Source organism: Niveispirillum fermenti (assembly GCF_048066175.1).
GTDB lineage: Bacteria > Pseudomonadota > Alphaproteobacteria > Azospirillales > Azospirillaceae > Niveispirillum > Niveispirillum fermenti.
Genome location: NZ_JBLTXA010000027.1, coordinates 40488 through 66599, shown reverse-complemented (window position 1 = coordinate 66599; position 26112 = coordinate 40488). Strand labels below are relative to the sequence as shown.

Annotated in this window: 24 protein-coding genes; 7 read left to right on the top strand and 17 right to left on the bottom strand. The window is 63.5% G+C overall.

Annotation, left to right across the window (positions count from 1 at the left end; all coding sequences use genetic code 11):
* On the top strand, positions 1–196 hold a 196-nt coding region (locus ACM9LZ_RS20095), incomplete at its 5' end, for a hypothetical protein (protein ID WP_416621303.1).
* 399 nt (positions 197–595) lie between these two features.
* Here the strand turns inward: ACM9LZ_RS20095 and ACM9LZ_RS20090 are convergent.
* From ACM9LZ_RS20090 to ACM9LZ_RS20080, 3 genes are all read right to left on the bottom strand, one after another.
* Positions 596–1591 carry a pyridoxamine 5'-phosphate oxidase family protein gene (locus ACM9LZ_RS20090; RefSeq protein ID WP_416621302.1) on the bottom strand — a complete coding sequence of 332 codons (996 nt, stop codon included), beginning with the start codon at positions 1589–1591 and terminating at the stop codon, positions 596–598.
* 214 nt (positions 1592–1805) lie between these two features.
* The gene (locus ACM9LZ_RS20085) at positions 1806–3944 is read right to left on the bottom strand and encodes a TonB-dependent siderophore receptor (protein ID WP_416621301.1); all 2139 of its coding nucleotides are present in this window, start codon (positions 3942–3944) and stop codon (positions 1806–1808) included.
* 127 nt (positions 3945–4071) lie between these two features.
* Positions 4072–4875: an AraC family transcriptional regulator gene (locus tag ACM9LZ_RS20080; RefSeq protein ID WP_416621300.1), complete on the bottom strand. Its 804-nt coding sequence runs from the start codon at positions 4873–4875 to the stop codon at positions 4072–4074.
* 258 nt (positions 4876–5133) lie between these two features.
* Here ACM9LZ_RS20080 and ACM9LZ_RS20075 point away from each other — a divergent pair, with 258 nt between their 5' ends.
* Both ACM9LZ_RS20075 and ACM9LZ_RS20070 read left to right on the top strand, forming a co-directional pair.
* Complete coding sequence (locus ACM9LZ_RS20075) at positions 5134–5589, top strand: hypothetical protein (RefSeq protein ID WP_416621299.1); 456 nt, start codon at positions 5134–5136, stop codon at positions 5587–5589.
* Positions 5586–7073, top strand: a complete 1488-nt coding sequence (locus ACM9LZ_RS20070) for a PepSY-associated TM helix domain-containing protein (protein ID WP_416621298.1) — start codon at positions 5586–5588, stop codon at positions 7071–7073. The genes ACM9LZ_RS20075 and ACM9LZ_RS20070 overlap by 4 nt, the downstream gene beginning before the upstream one ends.
* 42 nt (positions 7074–7115) lie before the next feature.
* Here ACM9LZ_RS20070 and ACM9LZ_RS20065 read toward each other — a convergent pair whose 3' ends face one another.
* From ACM9LZ_RS20065 to ACM9LZ_RS20010, 12 genes are all read right to left on the bottom strand, one after another.
* Positions 7116–8102: a bile acid:sodium symporter family protein gene (locus ACM9LZ_RS20065; protein WP_416621297.1), complete on the bottom strand. Its 987-nt coding sequence runs from the start codon at positions 8100–8102 to the stop codon at positions 7116–7118.
* A gap of 51 nt (positions 8103–8153) precedes the next feature.
* On the bottom strand, positions 8154–9299 hold the full coding sequence (locus ACM9LZ_RS20060) for an acyl-CoA dehydrogenase family protein (RefSeq protein WP_416621296.1): 1146 nt from the start codon (positions 9297–9299) through the stop codon (positions 8154–8156).
* A gap of 48 nt (positions 9300–9347) precedes the next feature.
* On the bottom strand, positions 9348–10907 hold the full coding sequence (locus ACM9LZ_RS20055) for a long-chain-fatty-acid--CoA ligase (RefSeq protein ID WP_416621295.1): 1560 nt from the start codon (positions 10905–10907) through the stop codon (positions 9348–9350).
* A gap of 37 nt (positions 10908–10944) precedes the next feature.
* A complete protein-coding gene (locus ACM9LZ_RS20050; RefSeq protein ID WP_416621294.1) occupies positions 10945–11778 on the bottom strand; it encodes an SDR family NAD(P)-dependent oxidoreductase in 834 nt (277 codons plus the stop codon).
* A gap of 32 nt (positions 11779–11810) precedes the next feature.
* Positions 11811–12230: a MaoC/PaaZ C-terminal domain-containing protein gene (locus ACM9LZ_RS20045; protein WP_416621293.1), complete on the bottom strand. Its 420-nt coding sequence runs from the start codon at positions 12228–12230 to the stop codon at positions 11811–11813.
* A gap of 19 nt (positions 12231–12249) precedes the next feature.
* A complete protein-coding gene (locus ACM9LZ_RS20040) occupies positions 12250–12690 on the bottom strand; it encodes a MaoC family dehydratase N-terminal domain-containing protein (protein WP_416621292.1) in 441 nt (146 codons plus the stop codon).
* 10 nt (positions 12691–12700) lie between these two features.
* The gene (locus ACM9LZ_RS20035) at positions 12701–13888 is read right to left on the bottom strand and encodes a lipid-transfer protein (protein ID WP_416621291.1); all 1188 of its coding nucleotides are present in this window, start codon (positions 13886–13888) and stop codon (positions 12701–12703) included.
* A 63-nt stretch (positions 13889–13951) separates the two neighbouring features.
* Positions 13952–15097, bottom strand: coding sequence for a CaiB/BaiF CoA transferase family protein (locus tag ACM9LZ_RS20030; RefSeq protein WP_416621290.1), 1146 nt, complete (start codon positions 15095–15097; stop codon positions 13952–13954).
* A 1-nt stretch (position 15098) separates the two neighbouring features.
* Complete coding sequence (locus tag ACM9LZ_RS20025) at positions 15099–15497, bottom strand: nuclear transport factor 2 family protein (protein ID WP_416621289.1); 399 nt, start codon at positions 15495–15497, stop codon at positions 15099–15101.
* 16 nt (positions 15498–15513) lie between these two features.
* On the bottom strand, positions 15514–15942 hold the full coding sequence (locus tag ACM9LZ_RS20020) for a VOC family protein (RefSeq protein WP_416621288.1): 429 nt from the start codon (positions 15940–15942) through the stop codon (positions 15514–15516).
* Between the two features lie 61 nt (positions 15943–16003).
* The gene (locus ACM9LZ_RS20015; RefSeq protein WP_416621287.1) at positions 16004–18148 is read right to left on the bottom strand and encodes a TonB-dependent receptor; all 2145 of its coding nucleotides are present in this window, start codon (positions 18146–18148) and stop codon (positions 16004–16006) included.
* A gap of 370 nt (positions 18149–18518) precedes the next feature.
* Positions 18519–19808, bottom strand: coding sequence for an MFS transporter (locus ACM9LZ_RS20010; protein ID WP_416621286.1), 1290 nt, complete (start codon positions 19806–19808; stop codon positions 18519–18521).
* A 247-nt stretch (positions 19809–20055) separates the two neighbouring features.
* Here ACM9LZ_RS20010 and ACM9LZ_RS20005 point away from each other — a divergent pair, with 247 nt between their 5' ends.
* The 4 genes from ACM9LZ_RS20005 to ACM9LZ_RS19990 are packed head-to-tail and all read left to right on the top strand — an operon-like array spanning position 20056 to position 24027.
* Complete coding sequence (locus ACM9LZ_RS20005) at positions 20056–21285, top strand: FAD-dependent monooxygenase (RefSeq protein WP_416621285.1); 1230 nt, start codon at positions 20056–20058, stop codon at positions 21283–21285.
* A gap of 3 nt (positions 21286–21288) precedes the next feature.
* The gene (locus ACM9LZ_RS20000) at positions 21289–22236 is read left to right on the top strand and encodes a pyridoxal-phosphate dependent enzyme (RefSeq protein WP_416621284.1); all 948 of its coding nucleotides are present in this window, start codon (positions 21289–21291) and stop codon (positions 22234–22236) included.
* The gene (locus ACM9LZ_RS19995) at positions 22233–23231 is read left to right on the top strand and encodes an ornithine cyclodeaminase family protein (protein WP_416621283.1); all 999 of its coding nucleotides are present in this window, start codon (positions 22233–22235) and stop codon (positions 23229–23231) included. The genes ACM9LZ_RS20000 and ACM9LZ_RS19995 overlap by 4 nt, the downstream gene beginning before the upstream one ends.
* A gap of 19 nt (positions 23232–23250) precedes the next feature.
* Entirely contained in the window at positions 23251–24027 is a 777-nt protein-coding gene (locus ACM9LZ_RS19990; protein WP_416621282.1) for an enoyl-CoA hydratase-related protein, read from the top strand.
* Between the two features lie 68 nt (positions 24028–24095).
* Here ACM9LZ_RS19990 and ACM9LZ_RS19985 read toward each other — a convergent pair whose 3' ends face one another.
* Together ACM9LZ_RS19985 and ACM9LZ_RS19980 are read right to left on the bottom strand one after the other, a co-directional pair.
* Complete coding sequence (locus ACM9LZ_RS19985) at positions 24096–24869, bottom strand: alpha/beta fold hydrolase (protein WP_416621281.1); 774 nt, start codon at positions 24867–24869, stop codon at positions 24096–24098.
* A gap of 130 nt (positions 24870–24999) precedes the next feature.
* Entirely contained in the window at positions 25000–25914 is a 915-nt protein-coding gene (locus ACM9LZ_RS19980; RefSeq protein WP_416621280.1) for a LysR family transcriptional regulator, read from the bottom strand.
* Positions 25915–26112: the final 198 nt, after the last annotated feature.

The window sequence follows — 26112 nt, the reverse complement described above, 5'->3', positions numbered from 1 at the left end:
AACTCAGTTCAAAGGGCTCTCCTTGATGGACTACTATGCTCAGATGAGGAACGCCGACCCAGGTTCCGGAATTGGCCGGAATATCGAACTCACCAACGATCAGTCCTCGATGGGCAATGCGCTTGCCAATCCTCACCGACAACGGCAAAAGATCAGAGGAGAAGTCCAATACGACACGTCCGGTTCTGGGCTTTGAAGACAATTCAGTCTCCATTTATCGATTTTAGCTTGTATGAAAATTATAAAATCCCGTTCCAGACGCCGTCCGTGCTAAACATGCGATGCAGTCCCGGCTCTCTGATCAACGCGATCTCCTCGGCCAGGACGTAGGCAGCACAATGGGCTCCGTCGAGCAGCAGATTCCCGGCATACGCAATCCACCTGATCGACAAAGCACTGGGCAGGTAGAGCCCCCAATTTGAAAGCCTGTCCGAGGGCAGCCGCGTCCGTCTGCCGGCCAGCACGGCGGCTGTCCTGGCTGCGGGACCGGTCCTTTGGGGGTCATGCCACTATCGGCGTGTTGCGGCCTGCCCCGAGGTTGAAGCGGCTCGCCGAGGCGAAACGCCTCTCACCCACGGCTCACATCACGCCTAGATCAGTAGAGATTGGTCTTGTAATCCTTCGCCAGTTCGCGTTCGACAAGCCCTGGCACCGACATCACATAGCCGGCCAGCTTCGCACCGACCGCCTTGGACAGCTTGAGGTGGCCGGCAGCGATCTTGCCGGCCTTCAGCCCCTCAGGTGGCGGCGGAGCCGGCCAGGCCGCTGCCCGCCGCAACGCTGGGCTGTCGCGCAGTTCGATGCGCGCATCGTCGACCACGGTTACAAGCTGTGGCACCTTATCGCCGACAGTAAAGGCCTCGCGCTCGGACAGATCGTCCGTGATCCCCGCGCGGCCGCGGACGATGATCAACTGATGCAGCCCGGGCACGATCAGGGCCGCTGCGACACGCGGCTGCTCAATCATGTTGCGGAAACTGTCGATCCGCCGGTTGCCGGGACGATCGGCGAAGCGGATCGCGCCATCATCCAGCCGAACCATCAGGCCGGCCGGATCCCCCTTGGGGCTGAGGTCAGCGTTCGCATGGCTGTCGCAGGTTGCAAGGGCCAGGAAACGGCACGCGCCAACGAGCGCATCCAGCGATACCTCATCGGGCTTCGCCGACATAGGCGACCAGAAGTCCGATCGGATCAACGCCTTGCCGCAGTGGATGTAGCATTCGTCGATCCTCACCCTGATCTCGCTTTGGTCGTTCGACGCGACACGACCGTTAACCCGCATGATCTCATTGAGACCGGGAACCAGGAAGATTGATCCGAACCCGGTCCCGGGCACCAGACATCCGGCCTCATCTAGAGAGGCGGCGGGCAGAATGAGCGTAGCCTGATCGCCGGTGGCCCAACCCGGGGCGTCGCCGCCGATCACGACATCGACATCGTCATCGTGGGCAACCGACGCGACCATTATGACGGACGCCGCCAGCCAGGAGAGCGCTCCGGGATCGAGATGGTCTATGGTCTTGGCCATCACCATCGTCGGCGGTGTCCCGATGACAGCTTCCAGGTGATCGCGTGTTGTCAGCAAAGTCATCACAAGCCCTACGTCACTGAATTATCTTCCTCCACTTTATCGGATCGCGCCTGCCCAGACTTCCTTCAGCGCGCCAAAAGATCATTGGATGCCGCCACGCGGGCCCGCAGATCTGCTTGAGATATATTTGAAGGGCGACGGGGCCGAGCAAGCGGGGTATTATCCCGCCTGTCAGCCCCACCAACCCTTGCGCGCTTCCTGGAATTGACGGGGCTTAAAAATCGACCGCAAGCGATGCCGTGATGCTGCGCGGCGCACCCGGGATGAGCAAACTGCTGGGCATCCAGTATTTTTTGTTGGTCAAATTATTGACCGCGACCCGCGCGGTGACAGGCGTTCCATTTGCGTCAAAGCGGTAGCGGGCGCCAGCGCCGAGCGTGAAGAAATCATCGATCGAAAGCGAGTTGTCGGTATTGAACGCACTGCTTCCGGTATAGTTGAGCGTGGTGTTGATCGCAAACCCGTCCAGGGCGGGCGGCGCATACTCCGCCAACAGCTTGGCCTGGAACTCGGGCACTGCTGGTGGTTCCTTGCCAACCAGGGCAGGGAGCCCGTCGTGGATCTTGGCGTCGAGCAGTTGAACGCCGCCGACAAACCGCCACGCCTCCCCGGCGTGGCCCGATACCGACAACTCGACGCCATCATGGCGCTGCGTCCCGTCCTGGACATAGAGGGGCAACTCGCCAAGCCGGGTCATCAGGAACTCAAAGGAGCGCTCAATCCGGAACGTGGCGGCGGACGCGAGCAGCGCCCCGACCTGCACCTTGACGCCGACTTCATACTGCCTGCTGACCATCGGCTGCATGACCTCCCCGACATTCGCCGATCCGGCCGGAGCGGTACCGCCCGCCTGGAGCGATTCCGAATAGGAGACATAGCCGGTGATTTTCTCCGTGGGCTTCCACAGCAGCGCTGTGGTTGGCGTAAACTTCTCACGCTCGTCCCGCCGCGTGACCGCGCCAGCAGGATTGAGGTTGGTCTGTTCGCGCCAGATGTAGCGACCGCCAAGCAGCACCTGCAAGTGATCGCCAACGCTGATCGTATCGCTGAGGAAAGCGGCCTTCTCCGTCAGATTCTGCGAGCGATAACCGCGCTTGAGGCTGGGAAGCTCGAAGCCGGGGTCAGCGATGTCGGGAAAGTCCTGGTAGATATTGCCACCAGGCAGGAACGTGCCGGTGGTGCTGAGACCATTGCTCGCGCGCCCTGCGAGCGTCTCCTGCCGTTGGCCATAGAGACCAAGCGTGATCGCATGATCAAGCAGCCCCGTTTCAATCGATCCGGAGATGCGAAGCTGGCCGGCCTTGGTGACAGTGCGCTGGTTGACCTTGAAATTGCCATAGAGCGTATCGCCGACACCATTGGTGAGGAGCCGCGCCGTGTCGTAGAAGGAAAAGACGTTGCGGGTGAGTGCGCCGTCAAGACGGGCGGTCCAGTCACCACCGATTTGTTGGATGACCGCAAGGTTGCCGCTGTCGATTTCATAGCGATAGCCCCCGAACTTCGCGCCCAATCTCGTCGTTCCGGAGATGGGATCAGGGATGGCAAGCCCGGGCGACAGTTGGATGCCGAACGCGCTGCCCAGCAGCTTGCGCCGGCTGTGCTGGCCGTCGAGCTGGATCGTCGTGGTCGGTGTCAGTTGGAAATTGTTGTTGAGGCCGATCGAATGGCGGCGAACCCCGGTGTCGAGATGGCGGTTTTGGCCACGCTCGCCGGCAGCATTCAGGCGTGTGCCGAAACGACCATCGGTGGTCGAGTAACCGGTATCGACATGGCCGCGATAAAGGCTGTCTTGGGTATAGCCGACTTCTGCCGACAGGAAAGGCTGTGAGCGCGGCCGCTTGCTGACGAAATTCACGATGCCGCCGGGCGAAGTGAACCCGAACAGGAAGCCCGCTGCGCCCTTGAGAACCTGCACGCCGTCGTAAAGCTCCAGCGGTGGGTCCGAGCGGCTGCCGCCGAGACCCGGGACCGAGTCCATGTAGTAGGTCGAGACCGAGAAGCCGCGCAGGAGGAAATTCGTGCCCTCAGTTACATCCGCGAGGGAGGTCGTCGCCGACGGTTCCAGACGCAGCATGTCGGTCAGGGATCGCGCCTGTATGTCCTTCAGCAACGCACCGTCATAGGTGCTGATCGAGAAGGGGCTGTCGAGGATGGGACGGTCGCCGAGCGCGCCCAGCGACGGCGTCGCCGCCCGCCTCCCGATGACGACGATGTCGGCCATTTCCGCTTGATCGCGGGCCGGGCCGATAGTTGCGGCGGTCTCGCCTTTTGCAGCCGAGATCGCCTCTTGTGCCAGTGCAGGCGTGGCGATCAGCAGGGCGGCGAGTGACGCGCCGCCGTAGAACTTCAACATGGAAACCCCCAATTTCCGATAATGATAGTCATTATCAATACACAAGGGTCGTATAGTGGATAGAGACCGGCGGCGATATCATAGAGCCGCCATTTAATAGCGCTGCCGCGCCAAAGCCCTGGGCCTGTCAGAGACTTCGGCGATAGGCGGCTGGCGTGATCCCGAACGCCTTACGAAACAAGCCGATGAAGGCGCTGGTGGTTGAATAGCCAAGGTCCATCGCCACGGTCGTGACCGGCTCACCCGCCGCCAGCATCTCAAGCGCGCGCAGCAGGCGGACACGCTGTCGCCACGCGGTGAAGGTGAAACCCGTTTCCTGCACGAAACGCCGGCTCAACGTCCGTGGGCTCACGGCCGCCCACGCCGCCCAGGCGTCCAGATCGCGCCCGTCCGAAGGGTCGGTGATGAAGGCGCGCGCTATCCGCATCAGTCGGGCTTCAGCCGGAAGGGGCAGGCCCAGTGCCTCGGCCGGCGCAAACCGCACCTCGTCCAGGATGACGGCGGCAATATGCTGCTGAGCGGTGTCGAGCATGTCGCCGCTCCAAGCTGCGGCACGAAGGACGGCTTCGCGGAGCAGCGCCGATGTCCGGAATGTGCGGGGTCGAGACGGCAGGGAGAGACAGGCGCACTCCGCCACAAAGACGCTCCAGCCCTGGAAGACACCATGAGAGGCAACGGTGTGGAGATGGCCCGGCGGCACCCAGACGGTGTGGCTGGCGGGGACGACCCAATGTTCGTTCCCGACATCGACCGCCAATAATCCGCGCATTGAGGCCATCAGTTGCCCGCGACCATGGCGATGCAACGGCACCGAAAAGCGCTCCGCCTCGACCGTCCCGGCGACCGCCATTATGATCGGGCCATCGACCCGATCGGCGGCTTCCGGCTGAAGCGTGATCTCCTGAAGCTGGCGGGGTTTTGCTATCTCCATCGGGATAGCTTATCCACGCCATGCCGTTATCGCCACCGCTACCGATCAGTGTGGCATCGATCTGCTATTTATTGGCACCGATAAAGACGCAGCCCCCAGCGACCACAGCTAGACTGGATGCGATCTATTCTCAACTGAGGTGCATCCTTGTTGGATTCCATATATCCGGCCCTCGTGAGTGGTTTGCTCACGATGGGTCTCGCCTTGGCACTCCTGCGATCAGGTTGGAGGAACAGTGAACGGCGCGGGCGCGCTCGCGTGGCGTCGGGCTGGACCGCGCTGCTGGTCTCACTCTATCTGCTCACAACGGTATTGGGCCCGCTGATCGGCCTGACGATCGCGACGCTGGCCTTTGGCCTGTGTGGCTACGGCTTGGTCGCGCTCAACACCGAACGGCGTCCACCTCGCAACACACGCGGGCGCATCGTCACACAGGACGCCAGCCCCCAAGCGTTCGGGAATGGTTGGGGTCGCGGCTTTGCGGCCTTTTTCCTCGCCATGATCACGACGATAGCAATCGGGGCCGCCGCCGCCGGTCTTCCCATCGGCCTGCCCGTCAACCGGGTCACGATCGGCGCCCTTGTCCTGCCTATAATATGGGCGGGACTCGTCATCTGGGTGCTGAGCGAAGCGCGCCTGCGCCGGCCTGTTCTGGGCCTGTGCGCGACCATCGGCGCCTCAGGCCTCCTGATCGCGGTAGAGATGCTCGTATGAACGCGCCTCTCCCTGCAAAGCAAGGCCGCAGGCGGCTGTTGCCCACCTCGCTCATTGGCGCCATTCTGTCAGGCCATTCCGTATTGGGCCTTGCGATCTCGGCGCTGATCTACCTGATCTGCCTGTCGGGCACGATCGTTGTGTTCGCGCAGGAGTTGGAGCGTTGGGAACAGCCTGCCGGGCCCGTGCTGACTACCGTTTCGCCAGATGCCATTGATCGCGGGCTGTCCGAAATCCACGCCAAGGCCGGGAGCGCCGTGCGGGCGATTTCCGTCCTGCTCCCCAGAAGCGCCACCCCCCGTCTTGTCTTTGTGGGCGGTTCGGTCGAAGGCGAGGGTAATCAATGGGTGGCGGACAGGGGCGGGCGACTGATCGCACCCGTATCCCATCCGATTACTGACTTTCTTGTGGCACTTCATGCCAATCTGCATCTCCCACGCCTCGCCGGCCTTGCCGTGGTCGGCCTGATCGGCGTCGCTCTCCTGGCCTTGCTCATGTCGGGGGTGCTCGCGCATCCTCACATCTTCAGGGAAGCGTTCACACTGCGCCGCGGCGGTTCGTTGCGCGTGCAGGAAGCCGACCTGCATAACCGGTTGGGCACATGGGGCATGCCCTTCTTCATCCTTGTGACGCTGACCGGCGCCGTACTCGGAGCCTTCCTCCTCATGTTCGGCGGTATGGCGGCAACCGCCTATAAGGGCGACTTCCGCCGGGCACTCACCGAGATCGTCGGGCCGCTGGAAAGCCGGGAAGACAAGACATCGGCCGCCATGCCATCGGTAGCGCCAATCATGGCGTTCATGCGCGCGCAGGAGCCGGCGGCACAGATCCAGTCGATCGAAATCCAGCACCCCGGCACGCGGGGACAGACCATCTCCGTGATCTTCGAGGAAGCGGGCCGGCTGACACACGACCAGCGCTATATATTCGATGCGGACAGCCAAGTGATATTCTCACCGAGGACAGAACCGAGGTCGATCGGATCGCGCGCGTTGCTGTCGCTGCCGCCGCTCCACTTTGGATGGTTCGGCGGCCTTGCTACCAAAATCGCCTATGGTGTGCTTGGACTGGCACTGTGTGTCGTCACGTCGAGCGGTATGACGATCTGGTTCGCACGTCGGCGCGACCAGGGGCGCCCCGTTCCCGCGTGGGAACGGTTCTGGGCGGCGACGGCTTGGGGCCAGCCGGCCATCTTCGCGTTCACAGCCGTCATATCGTTGGCCGGCGCCGGTGACCACGCTCTGTTTGCATGGATGGTCCTGACGGGGCTAGCTTACGGGACAGCGGGCACTGCCCTGCCTGTCGCTGTCTTCGAAGCTGCCTTCCGCTGGTCTGCGGCAGCACTGATGGCGGCACTTGCGATCATGCATGTGATAAACTGGCGCGGCGACGCACAGGATCCGGTCGCGTGGGCCGTTGATGCGGCAATTCTCGTCGGTGCCGCTTTGATTGCAGCGTCGGCCATGTCAGCGAAGCGATCCTGATGCGATCCGCATAGTCTTTGCCAGTACGCTTCCGGCACGCGTTCACAGATTGGCCCCGATATCGTCGCGGCGGGTCGCATAGTGTCGAGCAAGGATGGCGCAGACAATCAGTTGTAATTGATGGAACAGCATAAGCGGCAGAACGACAATGCCGACCTGGGGTCCGGCAAACAGAATACTGGCCATCGGCAAACCGCTGGCCAGTGATTTCTTGGAACCGCAAAATTGCAGGACGATTTCGTCCTGGACAGGAAACCGCAGGATCCGGCGTGCAGCAAAACTGGTGACGATAAGTACCGAGGCCAGAAGGCCAGATAGCATGACGACAAGAACAAGCAGGTCGGCTAATTCGAACTGGCTCCACATACCCGACATGACACCCTTGGAAAAGGCGACGTAGATGATCAGCAGGATGGAGCCGCGATCCGCATAGCCCAGAAGCTTCTTCCTCGTCTCCACCCATCTTCCAATCCAGGACCGCAGCACCTGTCCAGCCAGGAACGGCACCAGAAGCTGCAATGTGATGTCTCGGAAGATACCGAACGACAGTTCCAGGCCTTGTGTCTTCAACAGCCAGCCCGCAAGCAGCGGGCTGATGAAGACGCCCAGCATGTTCGATGCCGATGCCGCGCATATGGCGGCGGGCACATTGCCGCGCGCGATCGACGTGAAGGCGATGGACGATTGAACCGTCGACGGCAGCACACAGAGGAACATCAAGCCGGTCACGATCTCCGGCGGCATGCTGGCCGGCGACAGATATTCAAGCGCTTTGCCCAGCAGGGGAAACAAGATGAAGGTGCTGGTCAGGACGCAAAGATGCAGCGGCCATTGCATGAGCCCGCCCAAGGCCGCTTGGGGGGACAGGCGCGCGCCGTACAGGAAGAACAGAAAAACGATTCCACCGTCGGCCAACATTCCCGCGATGGCGGCCCCCTGCCCCCGTGCCGGCAGGATAGCGGCTATGACCACGACCAGCAGCATGAGGGCGATATAAGGATCGAACAACTGGCGCAGACGGTGGAACATCAATTCTCTCATCGAACGGGTACAGACAGCTTTCCGGTCGGCAGAAAACCGCTAAAGGCTGCGCGCAATCAGGTCCTTCATCACCTCATTGGCACCGCCATAGATTTTCTGTACGCGCGCATCGGCGAACAGCCGGGCGATTGGATATTCGACCATGTAGCCGTAGCCGCCGAACAACTGGAGACACTCGTCAGTCACGCGGCATTGCTGCTCCGTGCACCACCATTTCGCCATATAGGCGGCTTCATTATCGAGCGTGCCGTCAACCAACCGCTGCACGCAGTCATTGACGAAGCCGCGGACGATGTGGGCCGTGGTCGCCATCTCCGCCAGCTTGAAACGGGTATTCTGCATGTCGAACAGGCTGCCCCCGAACATGCGGCGTTCTTTGGTGTAGGCAATCGTATGGTCAAGGGCCCGTTCGATCTGGGCGGCAGCCGGCACGGCAATCAGCAGACGCTCGAACGGCAACTGGCTCATGATCTGTGCGAAGCCCTGCCCCTCCGCCTCGCTCAGGAGGTTCGACGCAGGCACACGCACATTGTCGAAATACAGCTCGGCCGTGTCGGAGGCGTGCTGGCCCAGCTTTTCCAGCCGCGAGCCGACCTTGAAGCCGGGCTGGTTTTCCGTCTCCATCAGGATCAGCGAGATGCCGCGCGCGCCCTCACCATCGGTCCGGCAGGCGACGGCCAGCATGCTGGCGGTGGAACCGTTGGTGATGAAAATCTTTGAACCGTTGACGACATAGTCGTCACCATCGCGCCGGGCTGCAGAGCGCAGCGCCTTCAGGTCCGACCCATGGCCCGGTTCGGTCAGGGCGATCCCGGCCAGATGCTCTCCGCTGGCCAGCTTGGGCAGCCAATGGGCCTTCTGCGCCGCCGTGCCATAGTCGAGGATATAGTGCGCCACGATGGCATGCACGGTGAGGGTGCCCGGCATCTCGGCCTTGGCCAGTTCATCCTGCAACACCAACTGATAGGCCGGGCTGGTGCCGGCCCCACCATATTCGACCGGCAATTCGGGCAGCAGGAAGCCCAGCGCGCCCATGCCCCGCCACACCGTGCGCGGGATGTAGCCCTGCTTGCGCCATTCGGGAAGCCCGGGGGCGAGTTCGGCCCTTATATAGCGACTGACCTGTTCCCGGAACGCCTCGATATCCGCATCCATCCAGGGAAATTGATAGAGCCTCGGGGGCATGGAATCCCTCCATTGTTTTGATTTTTGACTGGGGGAGCGCCGCTGCTCTCAGGAGACCTGTTGGTCGCGGCCGTTCCAGAACCGCTTGCGCAGTTCAGTCTTGAGGATTTTGCCGGGGCCGGACAGGGGCAGCGCGTCAACGAATTCGATGCTGCGCGGGCACTTGTAACCGGCGATCATCTGTCGGCAATGGGCGATCAACTCATCCTGAGTGGCGGTTTGTCCGGGCTTCAGGATGACGAAGCCATGAACGGCTTCCCCCCATTTGTCGCTGGGAATGCCGATGATGGCGCAGGTTTGAACAGCCGCGTGCCGGGCCAACGCATTCTCCACCTCGGCGGAATAGATATTCTCGCCGCCACTGATGATCATGTCCTTCAAGCGGTCGATGATGAACAGGAACCCATCCCCGTCGATATAGCCCACATCGCCGGTATGCATCCATCCGCCGCGCAGGGCGGCGGCCGTCAGCTCGGGCTTGTTCCAGTAGCCCTTCATCACATTGGGGCCACGGACCAGCACTTCACCTTTTACGCCTGCCGGCAGAGGATTGTTTGCGAGATCGGCCACGCGGATTTCCGTGCAATAGGCGGCCCGCCCGCCGGACCGCAGCTTGTCCCCCCCTCGGCCTTCAGGCAGATGATAGGCGGCGGCCAGGATGGTGGCCACAGGCGCCAGCTCGGTCATGCCATAGGCTTGGCAGAACGAGACATTGTTCAGCGTTGCCAACGCCCGGTCCAGGACGGCCTCGGAAATCGCGGAGCCACCATAGAGGATGGTGCGCAGGCTGCTGATGTCCCTGCCCTCTGCCATGACCGGGTGATCGACCAGCATCTGGACCATGGTAGGCACCAGCAGCGTATCGGTCACAAGGTCACGCTCTATGGCCTCCACCACTGCTGGCGGGGAGAAGCAGGGGATGAAACTGTGGGCATTCCCCAGGATCCAGGCCACGCTGGAACAGCCCAGATCCGCCAGATGGAACATGGGCGCGGCATGGAGGAAGACGCCCCCCGGGACAATGATGCCCTCGGCAGCCAGGGCCAGGGCCGAGGACATGAAGTTGGCATGGCTGAGCATCACACCCTTCGGCGCCCCGGTGGTGCCGCCGGTATAGAACAAGCCGAGAAGATCCTCGTCCCTTCTCAAGGCGTCGGCCATCGGATCGGAGCCGGCGATCAGCGCCTCATACGGCACCATACCGGGGGGCGTAGTGGCGTCGCCGATATGAATGACGACCTCCAGGCTCCCGCACAGGGCCCGGAGGTCGGGGACGAGCGCCTGGAACATGTCATCGACCAGCAATATCCGGGAGCCAGAATCATTGAGCGAATAGGCAAGTTCCGCCACGCTCCACCGCGTATTGCAGGGATTGATGACACCCCCGCCCCAGGGCACGCCGATCAGATATTCGAAATACCGATCCGAATTGAAGGCCAGGATGGCTACACGGTCGCCATCCTGCATGCCCAGCCCACGAAGCCCGCCCGCCAGCCGGGCGACGCGGTCGGCCAATTGGCGGAAGCTGGTCTGTCGGGAACCGCAGATTAGGGCGGTCCGGTCCGGATGCTGCTGCAGCGCACGGTGGAGGGGTTGGGTGATATACATGCCGATCCTCATCCTGTGATGCACGGGCGATGGCGGCTCATATTCCCGTCAGGCCGCCGGTGCACATCAGCACCTGGCCGGAGACGTAGTCGCTTTCCGGAATACAGAAGAGATAGACAGCACCCGCCGCTTCCTCCGCAGTGCCGGCGCGTCCCAGGGGGATCGATCGCGCCATCATCTCCATGACGTCCGGATTGACGCCGATCCTGATGTCGCGGCCGTCGATAGTCGCGGTGCTCCTTGTGTCGGCCGTGGCTTCGGTAAGGCGGGTCCGGATCAAGCCGTAGGCGACGCAATTGACCGTCGTATCCATCCGCCCCCATTCCTTGGCGAGCGTCCGGGTCATGCCGGTGATGCCGGCTTTGGCCACAGCGTAGTTCGTCTGGCCGGCATTGCCGAACAGCCCAGCGACGGAGGAGATGTTGACGATCTTGCGGACATTGCGCCGGCCCGCCTCGGCATCAGCCTTGGCCAGCGACCGGATGACGGGCTGTGCCGCGCGCAGGATGCGGAACGGTGCCGTCAGATGAACGTCGATAATGGCGTACCATTGCTCGTCGGTCATCTTCTGGACCACGCTGTCCCAGGTGTAGCCCGCATTGTTCACGATGATGTCCAGGCCCTTGAAGCCCTCGACGGCCGTCCCGACAAAACGCTCGGCGAAGTCGGGGGCACTGACGCTGCCGGCGCAAGCGATGGCCTCGCCGCCTGCCGCACGGATCGCCTCCACCGTCTCCATTGCGGGTTCGGCGTCGAGATCGTTGACAACCAAGCGAGCGCCTTCGCCGGCCAGCTTCAGCGCGATGGACCGTCCAATGCCGCGGCCTGATCCGGTCACCAGGGCGACCTTACCCTCCAGTTTCAAAGACATGTGCTGCTCCCTCCCAGGGATGTTTGTGATGGTCAGCCGACCGCAACCAGCACTTCGCCGGCGATACGGGTCTGGCCATGTTGGTTGGTGTTGCGCAGTTCGACCCGTGCGCAGGTCTCTCCATTAAAAGTCACCAGATCCTTCACCGTTGCGGTGACCGTGATCCGGTGGCCCAGATGGGTGATGCCCAGGAACCGGGCGTCGAACTTGCGCAGCCGGTCCTGCGGGACCCAGGCGGTGATCGCCCTGGCCATCCAGGCCATGCCCAGCATGCCCTGCGCGAAGACGTCAGGCATGCCTGCCTTGCGCGCGAAATCGATATCGAGATGGATAGGGTTCAGGTCGCCCGACGCGCAGCCGAACATCGCCAGCAGGGCGCGGTTGACAGGTTCAAGGGCAAGCGGTGGCAACTCCCGCCCCGGCGTCAAGCCGGAAGGGATTTCTGTGCTCATGACCGGACTCCAACAGGTATCAGTTGCGGACGACGATGACGGTCCGCATTTCGGCGACCAGCGCGCCATGCTGGTTACGGGCCTCGGACCGTTTCTCGATGAAGTCCAGGGCACCGTTCTTCTTGTCATAGATGTCCGCGATGCGGGACGTCACCGTAACCACATCCCCGGCACAGGCCGGCCGGTGGTAGGTGAAGCCCTGCTCGCCATGCAGGATGCGGGCGATGGGGATGCCCATATCCGCCAGCATGGCGTCCAGGGCACCGCTGTCCAGATCGGCGGCGAACAGGAAGGTGGGCGGAACCGGGAGGTCGGGGTATCCAGCGGCCCGCGCGACCTCGACATCCTGATAGACCGGATCGGTCTCCCCGATGGCCCTGGCAAAGGACCGCAGCCGTCCCCGTTCGATCTCCAGGACGGATGTCTTCAGCTCACGGCCGATCCACGATTTCTCGATCATCGCGCACCCGTCAGCATTGTTCGTAAAGGGTGACGACGCAGGCACCACCCAGGCCCAGATTATGGGCCAGCGCGTGGCGGACTCCTTCGACCTGGCGCCCGCCGGCACTGCCGCGCAATTGGTGCGTCAGCTCAAAACATTGCGCCAGACCGGTGGCGCCCAGCGGATGCCCCTTGGAAAGCAGACCACCGGACGGGTTGGTGACAACACGCCCGCCATAGGTGTTGTCGCCGTCGGCGATGAACCGGGCGGCGCCGCCTTCCGGACACAGGCCCAGTCCCTCATAGGTGACAACCTCGTTATGGGCGAAGCAATCATGCAACTCCACGACGCGGATATCCTCTGGCCCGACACCCGTCTGCTCATAGACTTGGGCGGAGGCGCGCTCCGTCATGTCCCTGCCGACCAACTGAATCATGTCCTGTGACTGCAGCGTGACCGGGTGGTCGGTGGTCATCACCTGTGCCGCGATGCGGACCTTGGGATCAAGCCCGTGCTTCCTGGCGAAGTCGCGGGAGACGACCAGAGCGGCAGCGGCTCCGCAGGTCGGCGGGCAGGCCATGGGCTTGGTCATCACCCCCGGCCAGATGAGCGGAGCGTCCAGAACATCCTGCGCGGTCATCACGTTGCGGAAGACCGACAGCGGGTTCCGGGCCGCATGGCGGCTGGCCTTGGCGCGGACCTCGGCGAAATCCCGCAGGGTCGTGCCGTATCTTTCCATATGCGCCTTGCCGGCGCCGCCGAAATAGCGTAACGCCAGAGGCAGATCGACATCGACCAGCGTGTCGCACGCCGTGTCGAAATCGGCAAAGGGGCTGATGCGCTGCGGGAACGCGTCGGGGATCGGGCCAGGGTCCATCTCCTCAAACCCGACGGCCAGGGCGCATTCGACCATGCCACTGGCGACCGCCTGCCGAGCCAGGAACAGGGCCGAGGAGCCGGTGGAGCAGTTATTGTTGACATTGATGATCGGAATGCCCGACATGCCGGCCTTGTAGATCGTACGCTGGCCAGCGCAACTGCCGGCGAAGACAAAACCTGCATAGGCCTGTTCCACCGCGCCGTAATCTATGCCGGCATCGGCCAGGGCCATCCTGATCGCAGCCGCGCCCATTTCATCATAGGGTGGGCTTTTCCCCGGCTTGGCGAATGGCACCATGCCCACGCCAGCGACAAGCACTTCTCTTGTTGCAGACAAGGTCGTTCTCCCTGGTATTTTGTGGCGACACGTTCTGTAACGGCGCCACGTGGTTTCCCGTGGCTACGCCACGATGTTTTCCCGGCGCAGGCGGTCTATCTCGGGACCGCCAAGGCCGATTTCCTCAAGAAGCGCAGCAGTGGCGCACGGGCCGCTTTCCATCGGCCGGGGCATGTCCGTGTGTGTGTGCGAATAACGGGGGCTGGGTGCGGGCTGCACCATGCCATCCACGGTCAGGAAGGCGCTGCGCGCCACGTTGTGCTTGTGATGCGGCGCCTCGGCGAGCGACAGGACCGGCGTGGCGCAGGCGTCAGCACCGTCCAGAAGCGCGCACCATTCGTCGCGTGTCCGGGTCAGGAAGGCAGCAGCAAGCTTGGCCTTCTGCCGGGGCCAAAGGGCGGGGTCGTGCTGCTCCAACATGTCAGCATCATCGCCCAATCCGACCAGCTGAAGCATTTCCCGATAGAAGGCGGGTTCGACCGACCCGACGGCGATGAACCCGCCATCGGCCGTCCGGTAGCTGTCATAGAAGGGGGCGCCACCGTCGAGCAGGTTGGCACCCCGCGCGTCGTGCCAGAGATTGTCGGCGCGCAGCGAGTAGATCATCGCCATCAGCACCGCACTGCCCTCGGTCATGGCGCAATCGACGACCTGCCCCTTGCCCGTGGTACGGGCGTGGAGCAGGGCCGCCAGCATGCCGAAGGCTAGCATCATGCCGCCACCGCCAAAATCGCCGACAAGGTTCAAGGGCGGCGTCGGGTTCTCATCCGCCCGGCCGCACGCATGAAGCACACCGGACAGCGCGATATAGTTGATGTCGTGCCCGGCCATGGACGCACAAGGGCCGTCCTGGCCGAAACCGGTCATGCGGCCATAGACCAGTTTCGGATTGTCGGCAAGCAGCTTGTCCGGTCCTAGCCCCAGTCGCTCCATCACTCCCGGACGGAATCCTTCGAATATACCGTCCGCAGAACGGCACAAGACGCGGGCGAGTGCGACGCCCTCCTCCGTTTTCAGGTTGATCGCGACGGTGCGGCGCGACCGGTTCAGGACGTCTCGCTCGGACTTCTGGATCAAGCCCCCGGCCCCGATCTGGTCAATACGGATGACATCCGCGCCATGGTCGGCCAGCATCATGCCGCAAAACGGAGCCGGACCCAGTCCGGCGAATTCCACAATCCGTATGCCTGTCAGCGGACCGCGCATCATTTCACGCTTCCGGCAAAGGAGATGTGATGGCGGTGGCATGGTGCGATACGTTACGCCAGATGCCGTCGCGACGGATATAGACGCGGGTATGGCGCCCCCGCCTAACACGCCCCGGGGCCGTCCCGCTGATGAAACAGTTCTCAAACAGACCGGTCACGACGGCGGTATCACCGAACAGGCGGATTATTGTTTCGATCAATTCATACCGGTCGAAACGGCCGCCATCAGGGGCGACACCGGCCAGGAAGGCTTGCTTGTCCCGGGTCCTGCCCGACGCCTCGACATGCACGTAATCGTCATCGGTGATCCGTGCCAGCATGGCGTGGTCGGCCACGACGATAGCGTGCGCACGCGCCTTCTCCAGCCGGGCGATTTCCGCCCGGTCATCTCCGGTTGCCATGTCCTCGACCTCCTTGTCAGGCCAATATTCCACGGCCCGGCACGATATCCGGGTCGGAGGTCACCCGGTCGGCCCCCAACGGCTCCTCGAAGATGACTTCGATGCGGACGGCGCTGGGGTCGAAATGGTGAACCTGGGTATAAGGCGTCTGATCGACCGGCCGCGCCTCGAACCAGCAGCGGGCCTCACGCAGCTTGGCGATATAGGCCGGCAGGTCTTCTCCCCGGAAGGCCACATGGTTGAACATGCTGACCCCCTGGTTTCGCGGCGTTTCCAGCAGGTGCAGGATCGGATAGTCGCCGTCGGCGGCGTACAGCCAAGCTCCACCGACGCCCCAGTCGGGTCGCCATCCCGGCTTCAACCCCAGGAAATGACCGTAGAAGGCCACGCTGGCCGCCACATCGTCGGTGTTGATGGTCGCGTGGTCCAGTCGGACGCCCTTCATTTCCCACTTCCTTCCTGTATGCGCGGACTGCCGCCGAGGCTGCGACAGTCCGCAAACGGCGTCAGAGACGCAGCGTTAGGTCCACGCCGATGGTCCGCGGTTCGTTGAGGCCCTTGAACAGATAGCCCGCCGCCACCGGCGATGCACCGTCGGCATGCCGCTCGTCGGTCAGGTTGCGGACCCACAGCGCCAGTTCCAGGCCTTCGTCGCGGCGCTCCAGCGCCAGCCGCATGCCGACGCTGGTATAGCCATCCTGAAGATAGCGCCCGTCATTGAACGGCGCGACGGTGGATCCCGGCTGGGAATAGACCTTGCTGCGGTTGGTTGCCGTCAGCGAGATGCGGCCATCGAAATCCTCCGTCACCTGGTGACGGTAGTCCAGCGCCAGAGACCCCTGGAAGCGCGGCGCCTCGACCAGCGGGCTGCCGGTATAGTCAACGCCCGGCCCACCACCATCGGGGAAGGACTTGAAATAGGCATGGTTGAACCCGACACCGCCGGACAGCCGCAGGCCGGGCAGCAAGGACGCATCAAAATCAGCCTCGATGCCCTGGCTGCGTACGCGGGCGGCGTTGGTGATGACGTTGATGACGGTGGGCAGCGTACCGGCCGGCGGGTTGGGGTCGATAATGTTCTGGGCCTGCTGGAAATCCTTGAACCTCTGCCGGTAGGCAGCAAGATTCAGGCGCAGCCGGCGGCCAAACAACTCGGTCTTCACGCCGGCTTCGTAATTGACCACAGATTCAGCGTCGAAGGTGGCACCGCTCAGCGTCTTGACCACGTCCATGTTGAAACCGCCGGCCCGGTCGCCTGTGCTGTAGAGCGCATAGATGCTGATATCGGATGTCGGCTTGACGGTAACGCTGGCCATCGGGTTCAGCGTGGGGTCGGACAGGCCGAAATGCGCCTTCAACGGTGGATAGCCCAGCAGGATCGCGGTATTGTCCTGCACCTTGTCGGCCGACTTGGTGGTCCGCTGATAGCGAAGCCCAGCGTCAAGTGCCAACCATTCGGTTGGGCGCAGCGTTCCATGGGCGAACAAGGCCGCCTGGTCGGTGGCGACAACGCCGGTACCGCCGATGATGGAGCCTCGCACCGGGACCACGGGATAGTCCGGCCCGAACCGGACCGTCTGCACCTCGCTCGGGTTCTGATGATAATAGAAGGCCCCGACCACATAATCGTAGAGAGGGTTCTTGGGCGAGGCGATGCGCAGTTCCTGGCTCAGCGCCCAGTCGGCATAACGGAAGCCGACATTGATCATCGCTGCTGGCGAGCCGTCGCCATCATAGTTGAAGCTGTCGCGCGACCGGCGATAGGAACTGATCGAAGTCAGCACAAAATCCTCGGGCAGGGTCTGCTCGACATTCAGGCCAAGGCCCCAGATTGTACGGTCGCGGAACGGCTTTGTGTTGGCATTGAACGTATAATCCGCCATTCCCGCCATGGGCCCGGTAGAGAACTTGCCAACGCCCAGCAGTATCTCGTCCTTGGCGCGCACACCGTCAGCCGAGAAATCGATGGTGGTGTCGGGGGTAGGCACATAGCGAACCTGCACGCGGCCCGCATAGTTGGTGCCGCCGCCGGCCGTCGACCCGTCATAGGCGTTCTTGTAGTAGCCGTCCTGGCTTCTGCCGGCTGCGGTCAGGCGCACGGCCAGATCATCCGTCACCGCCTTGTTCACATAGCCGGAGCCGGCGAAAAGGTTGCGCTCGCCCGTCGAGACCGTCGTGCGGCTGCTGTCCTGGAAACTGGGCTTCTGCGACTGGATGGCGATGACGCCCGTCAGGGAATTATTGCCGAACAGCGTGCCCTGAGGGCCACGCAGCACTTCGACGCTTTCGATGTCGAAGATCGGATAGTTGATGGAGGAGGACCGGCCCAGCGGTGCGCCGTCCAGATACATGCCCGTTCGGTTGTCGATGCCGGGGTTGCGCGAGATGTCTCCCACGCCGCGAATGCCGATGAACGGTTGCGGGCGGGTATTGTCGGCGCGCAGCACCAAGCCCGGCACCTTGTTGTCCAGGTCCATGGTGCTGACCACATTTTGCGCCTGCAATTTGTCACCGGTCACTGCCACCATGGAAAACGGCGTGTCCTGCAGGTTTTCCGACCGCTGGCGCGCGGTGACCACGATCTCCTCTAGCATATCGCTTTCGCCAGCGGCCTGCTGTGCCCTGGCGTTGGAGGAGGCAAGGATTGCCAACACCGATGCCGATATGAACATGGGCCGCCACGATCGCCGCGATGGTGCCGATTTGAAACTTGAAACCTTCATTCCCGTGTCCCCCTGAGAGACGTCGCCGGATGCTTGGATGCTTCCTGGTCGATCATGTGCTGCCAAATAGGCGGTAAAGCGCGCCGGTATGCCAACACCGTGTGTTCATCCAATCCATTCACGTGAGGTATAGGGAATGGGAGGGCATCGGGATCATCTGTCATGTTTTGCGCGGAAGTTGTAGGTCCACTCTGTCTCTCCCATACCGGAGCGGCATTAGCCGGAATAAAAACACCACGCGCCGATGGCTCGGCGCGTGGTGTTTGGACGCGGCACTTGAAGAGTTGAATGCCACCCGTCAGGGGGTGGCGGCTGCATGGGCCGGCCGGCGCGCCTGGAGGCGCAGGAAGATCGTCAGGCAGGCCCAGGCCCAAACCATCGTCACGACCGCGCATAAGGCCAACGGCATCCCGATCTTCTCCGGCGCGCCCAGCAGCCGCGCCAGCAACGGCACCGAGGATGGGCCCAGCACCGTGCCGATGGTGCCCGGCACCAGGAAATAGAGGGCCACCGCACGGGCGCTGAACTGTCGGGGGAACAGCGCCTGGAACCCGTAGGGGCCCGCGGCGATCACCGCCCCCACCGCCAGCATTCCCGCACCGACCGCAGCCAGGGCCGCCAGTGGATAGGGAACCAAACAGGAGGCGATGGTCGCCACGCCCAGCAGCAGGATCGATGCCCTGACTATCCGGATGAGCGCATCGCGATGCCCGCGCGCGGCCAAATCACTGATCAGCTTGCCGCCGCCCAGCGCGCCGATGGCCCCGCACACCAGATAGACTGCGCCATAGGCGACCCCGGTCTGTCTTGCGCTCCATTCGTGGTCGCGGATGAACAGGGTGGGTGTCCAGGATGTGGCCGCGGTGACCAGTGCCGCGATGGCGGTGAAGGCCAGGAGATAGGCCATGATCGCGGCGCGCTCGTCCCTGATCACGGTCAGGAAGGCGGCCAGTGACGTACTTTCCTTGGGCACCGGCTGGCGCTCCGGTTCGCGAACGAACGCCATCAGGACCACGCCCAGGATACCCAGGACCGCACAGGCGACGAAAAGCCAGCGCCACGGTGCCAGTTCCGACAACCAGGACAGGCCGGGGGCTGGATCCGACGCTTGAGTCGTCAGCCAATCCAGCACGGGGCCGCCGATGGCCAGCGACGCCCCGCCACCGACATAGACGCTGAGCGTCAGGGCTCCCATGGCAAAGGCCTGCCGGTCCACGGGATAGCTCTGGCGTAAGATGGAGATAGCGGCCGGCGACAGGCCAGCCTCACCCAGCGCCACGGCCATGCGCGCGGCAAGTAGCAGCCCCAGGCCGCTGGCCAGGCCGAACAGCAGCGTGGCGATGCTCCAGACGGCGACGCTGACCATGATCACCGTCTTCCGGCTGACCCGGTCGGACAGCCAGGCGATGGGAAACGCGGCCAGACAGTAGGTCAGGGCGAAGGCGGCACCTTGCAACAGGCTGAACTGGGCATCGCTGATCTGCAGGTCAGCACGCATGGGTGCCACCAGGATGTTCAGTAGTTGCCTGTCAAGGAAGGCCAGTACCGACACGACGAACAGCGCAAAAAGCGTGAAACGTGTTCCCACGGATATTTTCCTTCCAGGATGATGCATGGTGCCGAGTTCAGCCTGATCCTGTCCATCACCCACCGCCACGGCAAAGACCATCTCTTCATCGTCCCTATTCATTCCCGACATAGGGGGGCGATGCCGCGGGGGAATAGTCCGCATGAGCAGGTAGGATTGGACGGCGCCGGCGGCCGGCGGATAGCGTCGGATAAAAGGGGGCCCGGCCTCCTTATCGAACCATCCCACCAGAACGAGGAACGGTGCTTTGAACGGGATCAGACGACGTGTTCTCATTTCCGGGGCCAGCATCGCGGGTCCGGCGCTGGGCTATTGGCTGCATCGGCATGGGTTCGACGTCACGCTGGTGGAGCGGGCGCCGACCATCCGTCTGGGCGGCTACGCCATCGATGTCCGTGGCACGGCGATCGACGTGATCGAGCGCATGGGCATCTTGCCGGCACTGAAGGCCGCGCATGTCCACACCCGCAAATTCACCTTCATCCGGCAGGATGGCCGTAAGGTTGGCTCCATTGACCCGGACTCGCTGATGGGGGCCGAGGCGCACAAGGATGTGGAACTGCCGCGTGGCAGCCTGACCTCGATCCTCCACGACCTCACGCGCGACAAGTTCGAATATATATTCTCCGACCATGTCACGGCGCTGGAGGACGGTCCCGACGAGGTCGCCGTCACCTTCCAGAGCGGGCAACAACGCAGCTTCGATCTGGTGATCGGCGCCGATGGCCTGCATTCGCGTACCCGCGCCATGGTTTTCGGACCGGAGGAGCGGTTCAGCCGTTACCTCGGCTATTGTTTCGGCGTCTTCACCATGCCGAACGAGTTCGGCATGGTGCGTGAAGGCTGCATTTTCAACGCGCACCAGAAGATGGCTGGCCTGTACGCGATCGGCGACCAAGCCTGTATCCATGGCATCATGGTGATGAAGATGCCAGAACCGTCGCGTGATGTGCTGGGCGATGCCCGCTGGCAGCGCCAGACGTTGCGGGATGGATTTGCGGCCGAAGGCTGGATGGTGCCAAGCCTGCTGAAGGGGCTGGATCGCAGCGACGATCTCTATTTCGACACGATGATGCAGATCCGCATGCCCAGTTGGTCGCGGGGTCGGGTGGCCTTGGTCGGCGATGCAGCCTTCGCGCCGTCCTTCTTTTCCGGGCAGGGCACCAGCATCGCGCTGGTCGGGGCCTATGTGCTGGCCAGTGCCCTGGCCAGCCACACCAGCCACGAGGCGGCCTTCAAGGAATATGAGCGTCTGGCACGCCCCTTCATTGAGGCTAACCAGGCGACGGCCGCAGATGGCAGTTCGATCATGGTGCCGGACAATCCGACGAAGCTGTGGCTGCGCAACAGCATGATCCGCCTATCACCGATCCTGTCCCGGCTGGGCCTGGTCAGCCGCAATTCCCGCAAGGTGCACAGCCTGCTGGACGTGGCCGCCGTGCCGCAGCCGGCGCCCATCGCCAGCGGATCGGCGTGAGACATGCGTGCGTCTATTGATCTTCGCCCGGAGATCTTCGCAACGGCCCGCGAACGCATCCGGGAGTTGGCCTTCCATACGCCGCTTCTGCGCTTGCACGTCGCGGACCGGGCCGACATTTATATCAAATGTGAGAATTTGCAGGCCATCGGGTCCTTCAAGATCCGCTGCGGTGCCAATGCCCTGCTGCAGCGGCGCGACATGGCACGGTCGGGGATATTTACCGCCAGTGCCGGCAATTTCGCGCAAGGACTGGCCTATGCCGGTAGGGCGCTGGGCTGCCCCATCACCAGCTATGTCCCCGAAACGGCGGCGTCAAGCAAGGTGGAGGCGCTGACGCGGCTGGGTGCCCGCGTCATTGCGGTACCCTATGGCGATTGGTGGGCCATGCTGGCGCAGCCCAACGACGATCCTTCCTTCATCCATCCCGTGACCGATCCCGACGTGCTGGCCGGCAACGGCACCATCGGCCTGGAGATCCTGGAGGACCTGCCCGGTGTCACCACCATCCTGGCACCCTATGGCGGTGGCGGCCTGTCCGTCGGCATCGCGGCCGCCCTGCGGGCCGCAGGTTCGGACGCCAGGGTCATCGCCTGCGAGACGGAAGCCGGGGCGCCGCTGACGGCAGCCATGAAGGCGGGCGGTCCCGTGACCATCGATTTCAATCCAAGGACCTTCATCACTGGCATGGGCGGGCCGGCCGTCCTGCCTTCCATGTGGCCGCTGGCCAAGGCGCTGGTGGCGGGCACGGCTGTGGTATCGCTTTCCGAGGTGGCAAGCGCCATCCGGCTGATGTTGGAACGCCATCATCTGGTCGCGGAAGGCGCAGGTGCCGCGACGGTAGCCGCCGCCCTGGATCGGGATTTTCCCGGCCCCGTGGTCTGCATCCTGTCCGGCGGGCATCTCGACAACGGCCATCTGGTCAGTATCCTGCAAGGGAATGTGCCATGAGAACACCGCCGGCCCCTTTTCGTATACTGGGGCGGGAGGCCATCCGGACGGCACTGCCGCTGGCCGCCTGCATCGACCTGATGCGCGACACGATGATGTCGGTCTCGAAGGGGGAGGCAAGGCTTCCCCTGCGCACGGTCATGCCACTGCCGGGGGAGACAGGTGCCTTTGCCCTGATGCCCGGTTTCATGGAACATCCGGCGGTGCTGGGCGCCAAGCTGCTGTGCCTGATGCCCGGCAACGCCGTGCGGGGCCTGTCCTCCCACACCGGCGTCGTGCTGCTGTTCAGCAGTGTGACAGGGCAGTTGGAGGCGCTGCTGGACGCGGCCGAGATCACTGCGCTGCGCACGCCGGCGGCGACAGCGGCGGCCAGCCGCGTGCTGGCCGGGCCGGATGCGGGCGACCTGGCCCTGCTGGGAACCGGTGAGCAGGCATTCGCCCATCTGGAGGCGCTGGCCCTGGTCCATGCATTGCGCCGCGTCCGGCTATGGGGCCGCGACCTGGAAAAGACACGGGCTTTCGCCGTCCGGGCGCAACCTTCAATCGCCGCGCCCATCACCGTCTGCGGGTCGGTGGAGGCAGCGGTCGAAGGGGCCGACCTGATCTGCACGGCCACCGCCTCTGCGGAGCCCATCCTGCAGGGTCGATGGATCAGCGCCGGCGCGCATGTCAATCTGGTTGGGGCAAGCGTCCAATCCGCCGCCGAAATCGATGTAGAAGGTGTTCGCAAAGCCCGCTATTTCGTGGACTACCGCCCGTCGGCTCTGGCCCAGGCTGGGGAACTGGCCCGCGCCGTGCATACCGGACAGGTCGGCTGGGACCATATCGCTGCCGAGATCGGCGAAGTCCATCTCGGCCGTCATCCGGGCAGGACCGACGGCGGCGACATCACCATCTACAAGTCGCTGGGCATCGCTGCCCAGGATCTGGCCGCCTGCACCGCCGTGCTCGCCGCCGCCGAGGCAAGGAATCTGGGCCTTAACGCCGAACTATAACGATATCCGGAGCCCATCCATGTGCCTCGACCTGAAACGGACGGACGCGATCGCCACGATCACGCTGTCCCGGCCCGACAGGGGTAATGCGATCAACATCGAACTGGCGGATGCGCTGCTGGCCGCCGTAACGGCGTGCGAAACTGATGCTGCCGTCCGCGCCGTCGTGCTGACCGGTGCCGGGGCGCTATTCTGCGCAGGCGGCGATATCGACGCCTTTGCCCAGGCCGGGTCGGAGGCATCCGGGCTGATGCAACGGCTGACCGGGCCGGTCCATGCCGCAGAGGTGCGACTGGCCCGGATGCGCAAGCCGCTGGTCACGGCGATCAATGGGGCCGCCGCCGGGGCGGGCCTGGGCCTGGCCGTCATGGGGGACGTGGCCATCGCCGCTGCGTCGGCGACCTTCGTGGGTGCCTATAGCGCCATTGGGCTGTCTCCGGACGTGGGGGTCAGTTGGTGGTTGCCCCGGCTGATCGGTCTGCGCCAAGCGCAACGCCTCCTCCTGCTGGGCGACAGGATCGATGCAGTGGAGGCCGAACGGATCGGCTTGGTGACGCGGGTCGTCCCAGACGATCTGTTGATGGCCACTGCCATGGCCGCGGCCGGGCGTCTTGCGCATTTATCCTTGCCAGCCTTTCAGCGGACGCGGGCCTTGCTGCTGGAGGCGCCGATGACTGGCCTTGAACCCCATCTGGAACTGGAAGTGCAGGCGCTGACTGCTTGCGCCGAAGGGCCGGATGCGGCCGAGGGAATCGCCGCGTTCCAGGAGAAGCGGCAGGCTTGCTTTCAGGCCTAGCCCTGCTTTCAGCCAGCTGGAAACAGGGCCGGCTTTGATGTTCCTCAAGCATGCGGGAACGGCTGTGGTCAGGCCGGAGCCAGGACGTGAGTTCGGACCAGATGGGCGATATGAACAACGCGTTCCATCGAAATGCCGTGCCGCACCCCTGGCAGGATGGATAGACGCGCGCCAGGGATCGCCTGGGCCAGAGACCGGCTGACCTCCAGCGAGATGATCGGGTCGAATTCACCCTGCAGTACCAGGGTCGGCGCGCGGATATGCGACAACCGGTCCCGCACGTCATGTCCCTTCAGCGCCGCCATGCGCCGGGTTCCCGCCTCCGGTGACCGTTCGCAGAAACTGTCGGCCACCGCCTGCATCAGCGCCCGATCATGATCGATGGCGTCGGGCGTAAAGAAATGTTCCAACACGAAGAGCCGGACCGCATCCGGGCCCCGATCCGCGACCGACGCCACGTCTGGCGCCTTGAACTGGTCGAAACAGGGTGCGGTGGCGCCAAGCGTCAGGGTCTTCACCCGGTTCGGATGCCGGATGGCCAGCGTCATGGCGACGGCGCCGCCATAGGATGTACCGAAGACATGGGCAGCACCACCACAGAGCTGTGCAATCAGGTCGGCCGCGTCGTCGGCATGGTCGACCATCGCATAGGGGGCATCGAACGGGCTGTCCGGCCCATCCCGCTGATCAGAGGCGATGGCACGGACGCCGTCGCCCAGATGCGGCCGGAAACAGTCGAACTGCCGGCGATCGGCATTGAATCCGTGCAGCAGCACCAAGGGTTCACCCTCGCCGCTTTCATCATAGCGCAGCGACACACCATTGACCTCGACCTGCGCCATCGCACCAGCCCCTTTCAATCCTTCCCGCGATGCGCGACCCTATCGCGGCGGGCGGCGGAGCGTCCAAAAGCTTTGGGCAATGCATGCCATGAGCGTCCGGCATTGCTGGCGGCGTCCGAGTCCCAGGTGCCTATAGCGGTGGCTGTGCCGTCGGCCAGCTACCCTGGGCCAATTGCGCTTTCACGCTCTCGATCAGCATGGCCTCCACCTGCTGGACGGCCCGCAACCCCCGGCGCTGCCAGTTGGTCGCAATCACCCAGGCGACCCCTAGATTTTCAACGGGCACGAAGGAGAGGCCGGCGGGGGACTGTGCCACCACGCAGCAGGGGGCAACACCGAACCCGACCCCCCTCAGGACCAGATCGACCAGGGATGTGGAACTGTTGACCTCGCTCCTGAATTTCAACCGGTCGGCCAGGTGCGGTGCCTGGCGCTCCAGGAACAGCCGCAAACTGTCGGGATAGCCGGTCAAGATCAAGGGAAGGGTCAGCAATTCCTCCACCGCGACCACAGGCCCGAAGGCGGACCGGTCCTCTACCCGGCAGATCAGGCAGATCTTCTCGCGCACCAGGGGCGTCAGGTGCATTCCCGCATCGATGCTGTGGGGCAGGACAGCCAGATCCAGAGTACCTTCAAGCACCTGCTCCTTCAGGCGCGCACCGGAATTCTCCACTAAGTCTAACTGGCAACCGGCATGCGCCCGCAGGAAATCAGCAGCGACGGGCATGACCAACTGGGCAAGGATGGAACGCGGCGCGCCCAACTTCACCATGCCGCTCAGTTCCGTCTCCTCGGCGGCGACACCGTCCATGAGGTCGCGCACGCTGGCCAGCACACGTTCCGCATGCTCATAAACCCGTCTTCCGACATCGGTCAGCGTCACGCCCGCGCTGTGACGGATGAACAGGCTGCGCTTCACCTCATCCTCCAGCTTGGCAATGGAACGGCTCAGCGCGGGCTGCGCCACCCGGAGCTGTTGCGCGCCGGCCGCGAAGCTGCCCGCATCGGCGATCACCTTGAAATAACGAAGCTGGCGGAGCTCCAACGCATCTTCTCCCGATCATCGCTTTCCAGCATCCCAGGCCGCGCGGCGGCCGGCAATCATGGCCATGATGCTCGCGGAGCGCTGTATCACGCAACAGGTCTTGGGCAATTCCTTCGCTATTACAATGCTGAATGAGGTCGATGAGGAAGAGGTCTTGGCGCTACTGAAACCTCTTGAGGATACTCGCCCCTATTCATG

Coding starts and splice junctions, on each gene's coding strand:
- ACM9LZ_RS20055 (WP_416621295.1), bottom strand. CDS start 10,907: ATGTATATCACCCAACCCCTCCACCGTGCGCTGCAGCAGCATCCGGAC.
- ACM9LZ_RS20040 (WP_416621292.1), bottom strand. CDS start 12,690: ATGATCGAGAAATCGTGGATCGGCCGTGAGCTGAAGACATCCGTCCTG.
- ACM9LZ_RS19990 (WP_416621282.1), top strand. CDS start 23,251: ATGTGCCTCGACCTGAAACGGACGGACGCGATCGCCACGATCACGCTG.
- ACM9LZ_RS20050 (WP_416621294.1), bottom strand. CDS start 11,778: ATGTCTTTGAAACTGGAGGGTAAGGTCGCCCTGGTGACCGGATCAGGC.
- ACM9LZ_RS20080 (WP_416621300.1), bottom strand. CDS start 4,875: ATGGAGATAGCAAAACCCCGCCAGCTTCAGGAGATCACGCTTCAGCCG.
- ACM9LZ_RS20070 (WP_416621298.1), top strand. CDS start 5,586: ATGAACGCGCCTCTCCCTGCAAAGCAAGGCCGCAGGCGGCTGTTGCCC.
- ACM9LZ_RS20025 (WP_416621289.1), bottom strand. CDS start 15,497: ATGGCAACCGGAGATGACCGGGCGGAAATCGCCCGGCTGGAGAAGGCG.
- ACM9LZ_RS20020 (WP_416621288.1), bottom strand. CDS start 15,942: ATGAAGGGCGTCCGACTGGACCACGCGACCATCAACACCGACGATGTG.
- ACM9LZ_RS20060 (WP_416621296.1), bottom strand. CDS start 9,299: ATGCCCCCGAGGCTCTATCAATTTCCCTGGATGGATGCGGATATCGAG.
- ACM9LZ_RS20085 (WP_416621301.1), bottom strand. CDS start 3,944: ATGTTGAAGTTCTACGGCGGCGCGTCACTCGCCGCCCTGCTGATCGCC.
- ACM9LZ_RS19985 (WP_416621281.1), bottom strand. CDS start 24,869: ATGGCGCAGGTCGAGGTCAATGGTGTGTCGCTGCGCTATGATGAAAGC.
- ACM9LZ_RS20000 (WP_416621284.1), top strand. CDS start 21,289: ATGCGTGCGTCTATTGATCTTCGCCCGGAGATCTTCGCAACGGCCCGC.
- ACM9LZ_RS20065 (WP_416621297.1), bottom strand. CDS start 8,102: ATGTTCCACCGTCTGCGCCAGTTGTTCGATCCTTATATCGCCCTCATG.
- ACM9LZ_RS20030 (WP_416621290.1), bottom strand. CDS start 15,097: ATGATGCGCGGTCCGCTGACAGGCATACGGATTGTGGAATTCGCCGGA.
- ACM9LZ_RS20045 (WP_416621293.1), bottom strand. CDS start 12,230: ATGAGCACAGAAATCCCTTCCGGCTTGACGCCGGGGCGGGAGTTGCCA.
- ACM9LZ_RS20090 (WP_416621302.1), bottom strand. CDS start 1,591: ATGACTTTGCTGACAACACGCGATCACCTGGAAGCTGTCATCGGGACA.
- ACM9LZ_RS19995 (WP_416621283.1), top strand. CDS start 22,233: ATGAGAACACCGCCGGCCCCTTTTCGTATACTGGGGCGGGAGGCCATC.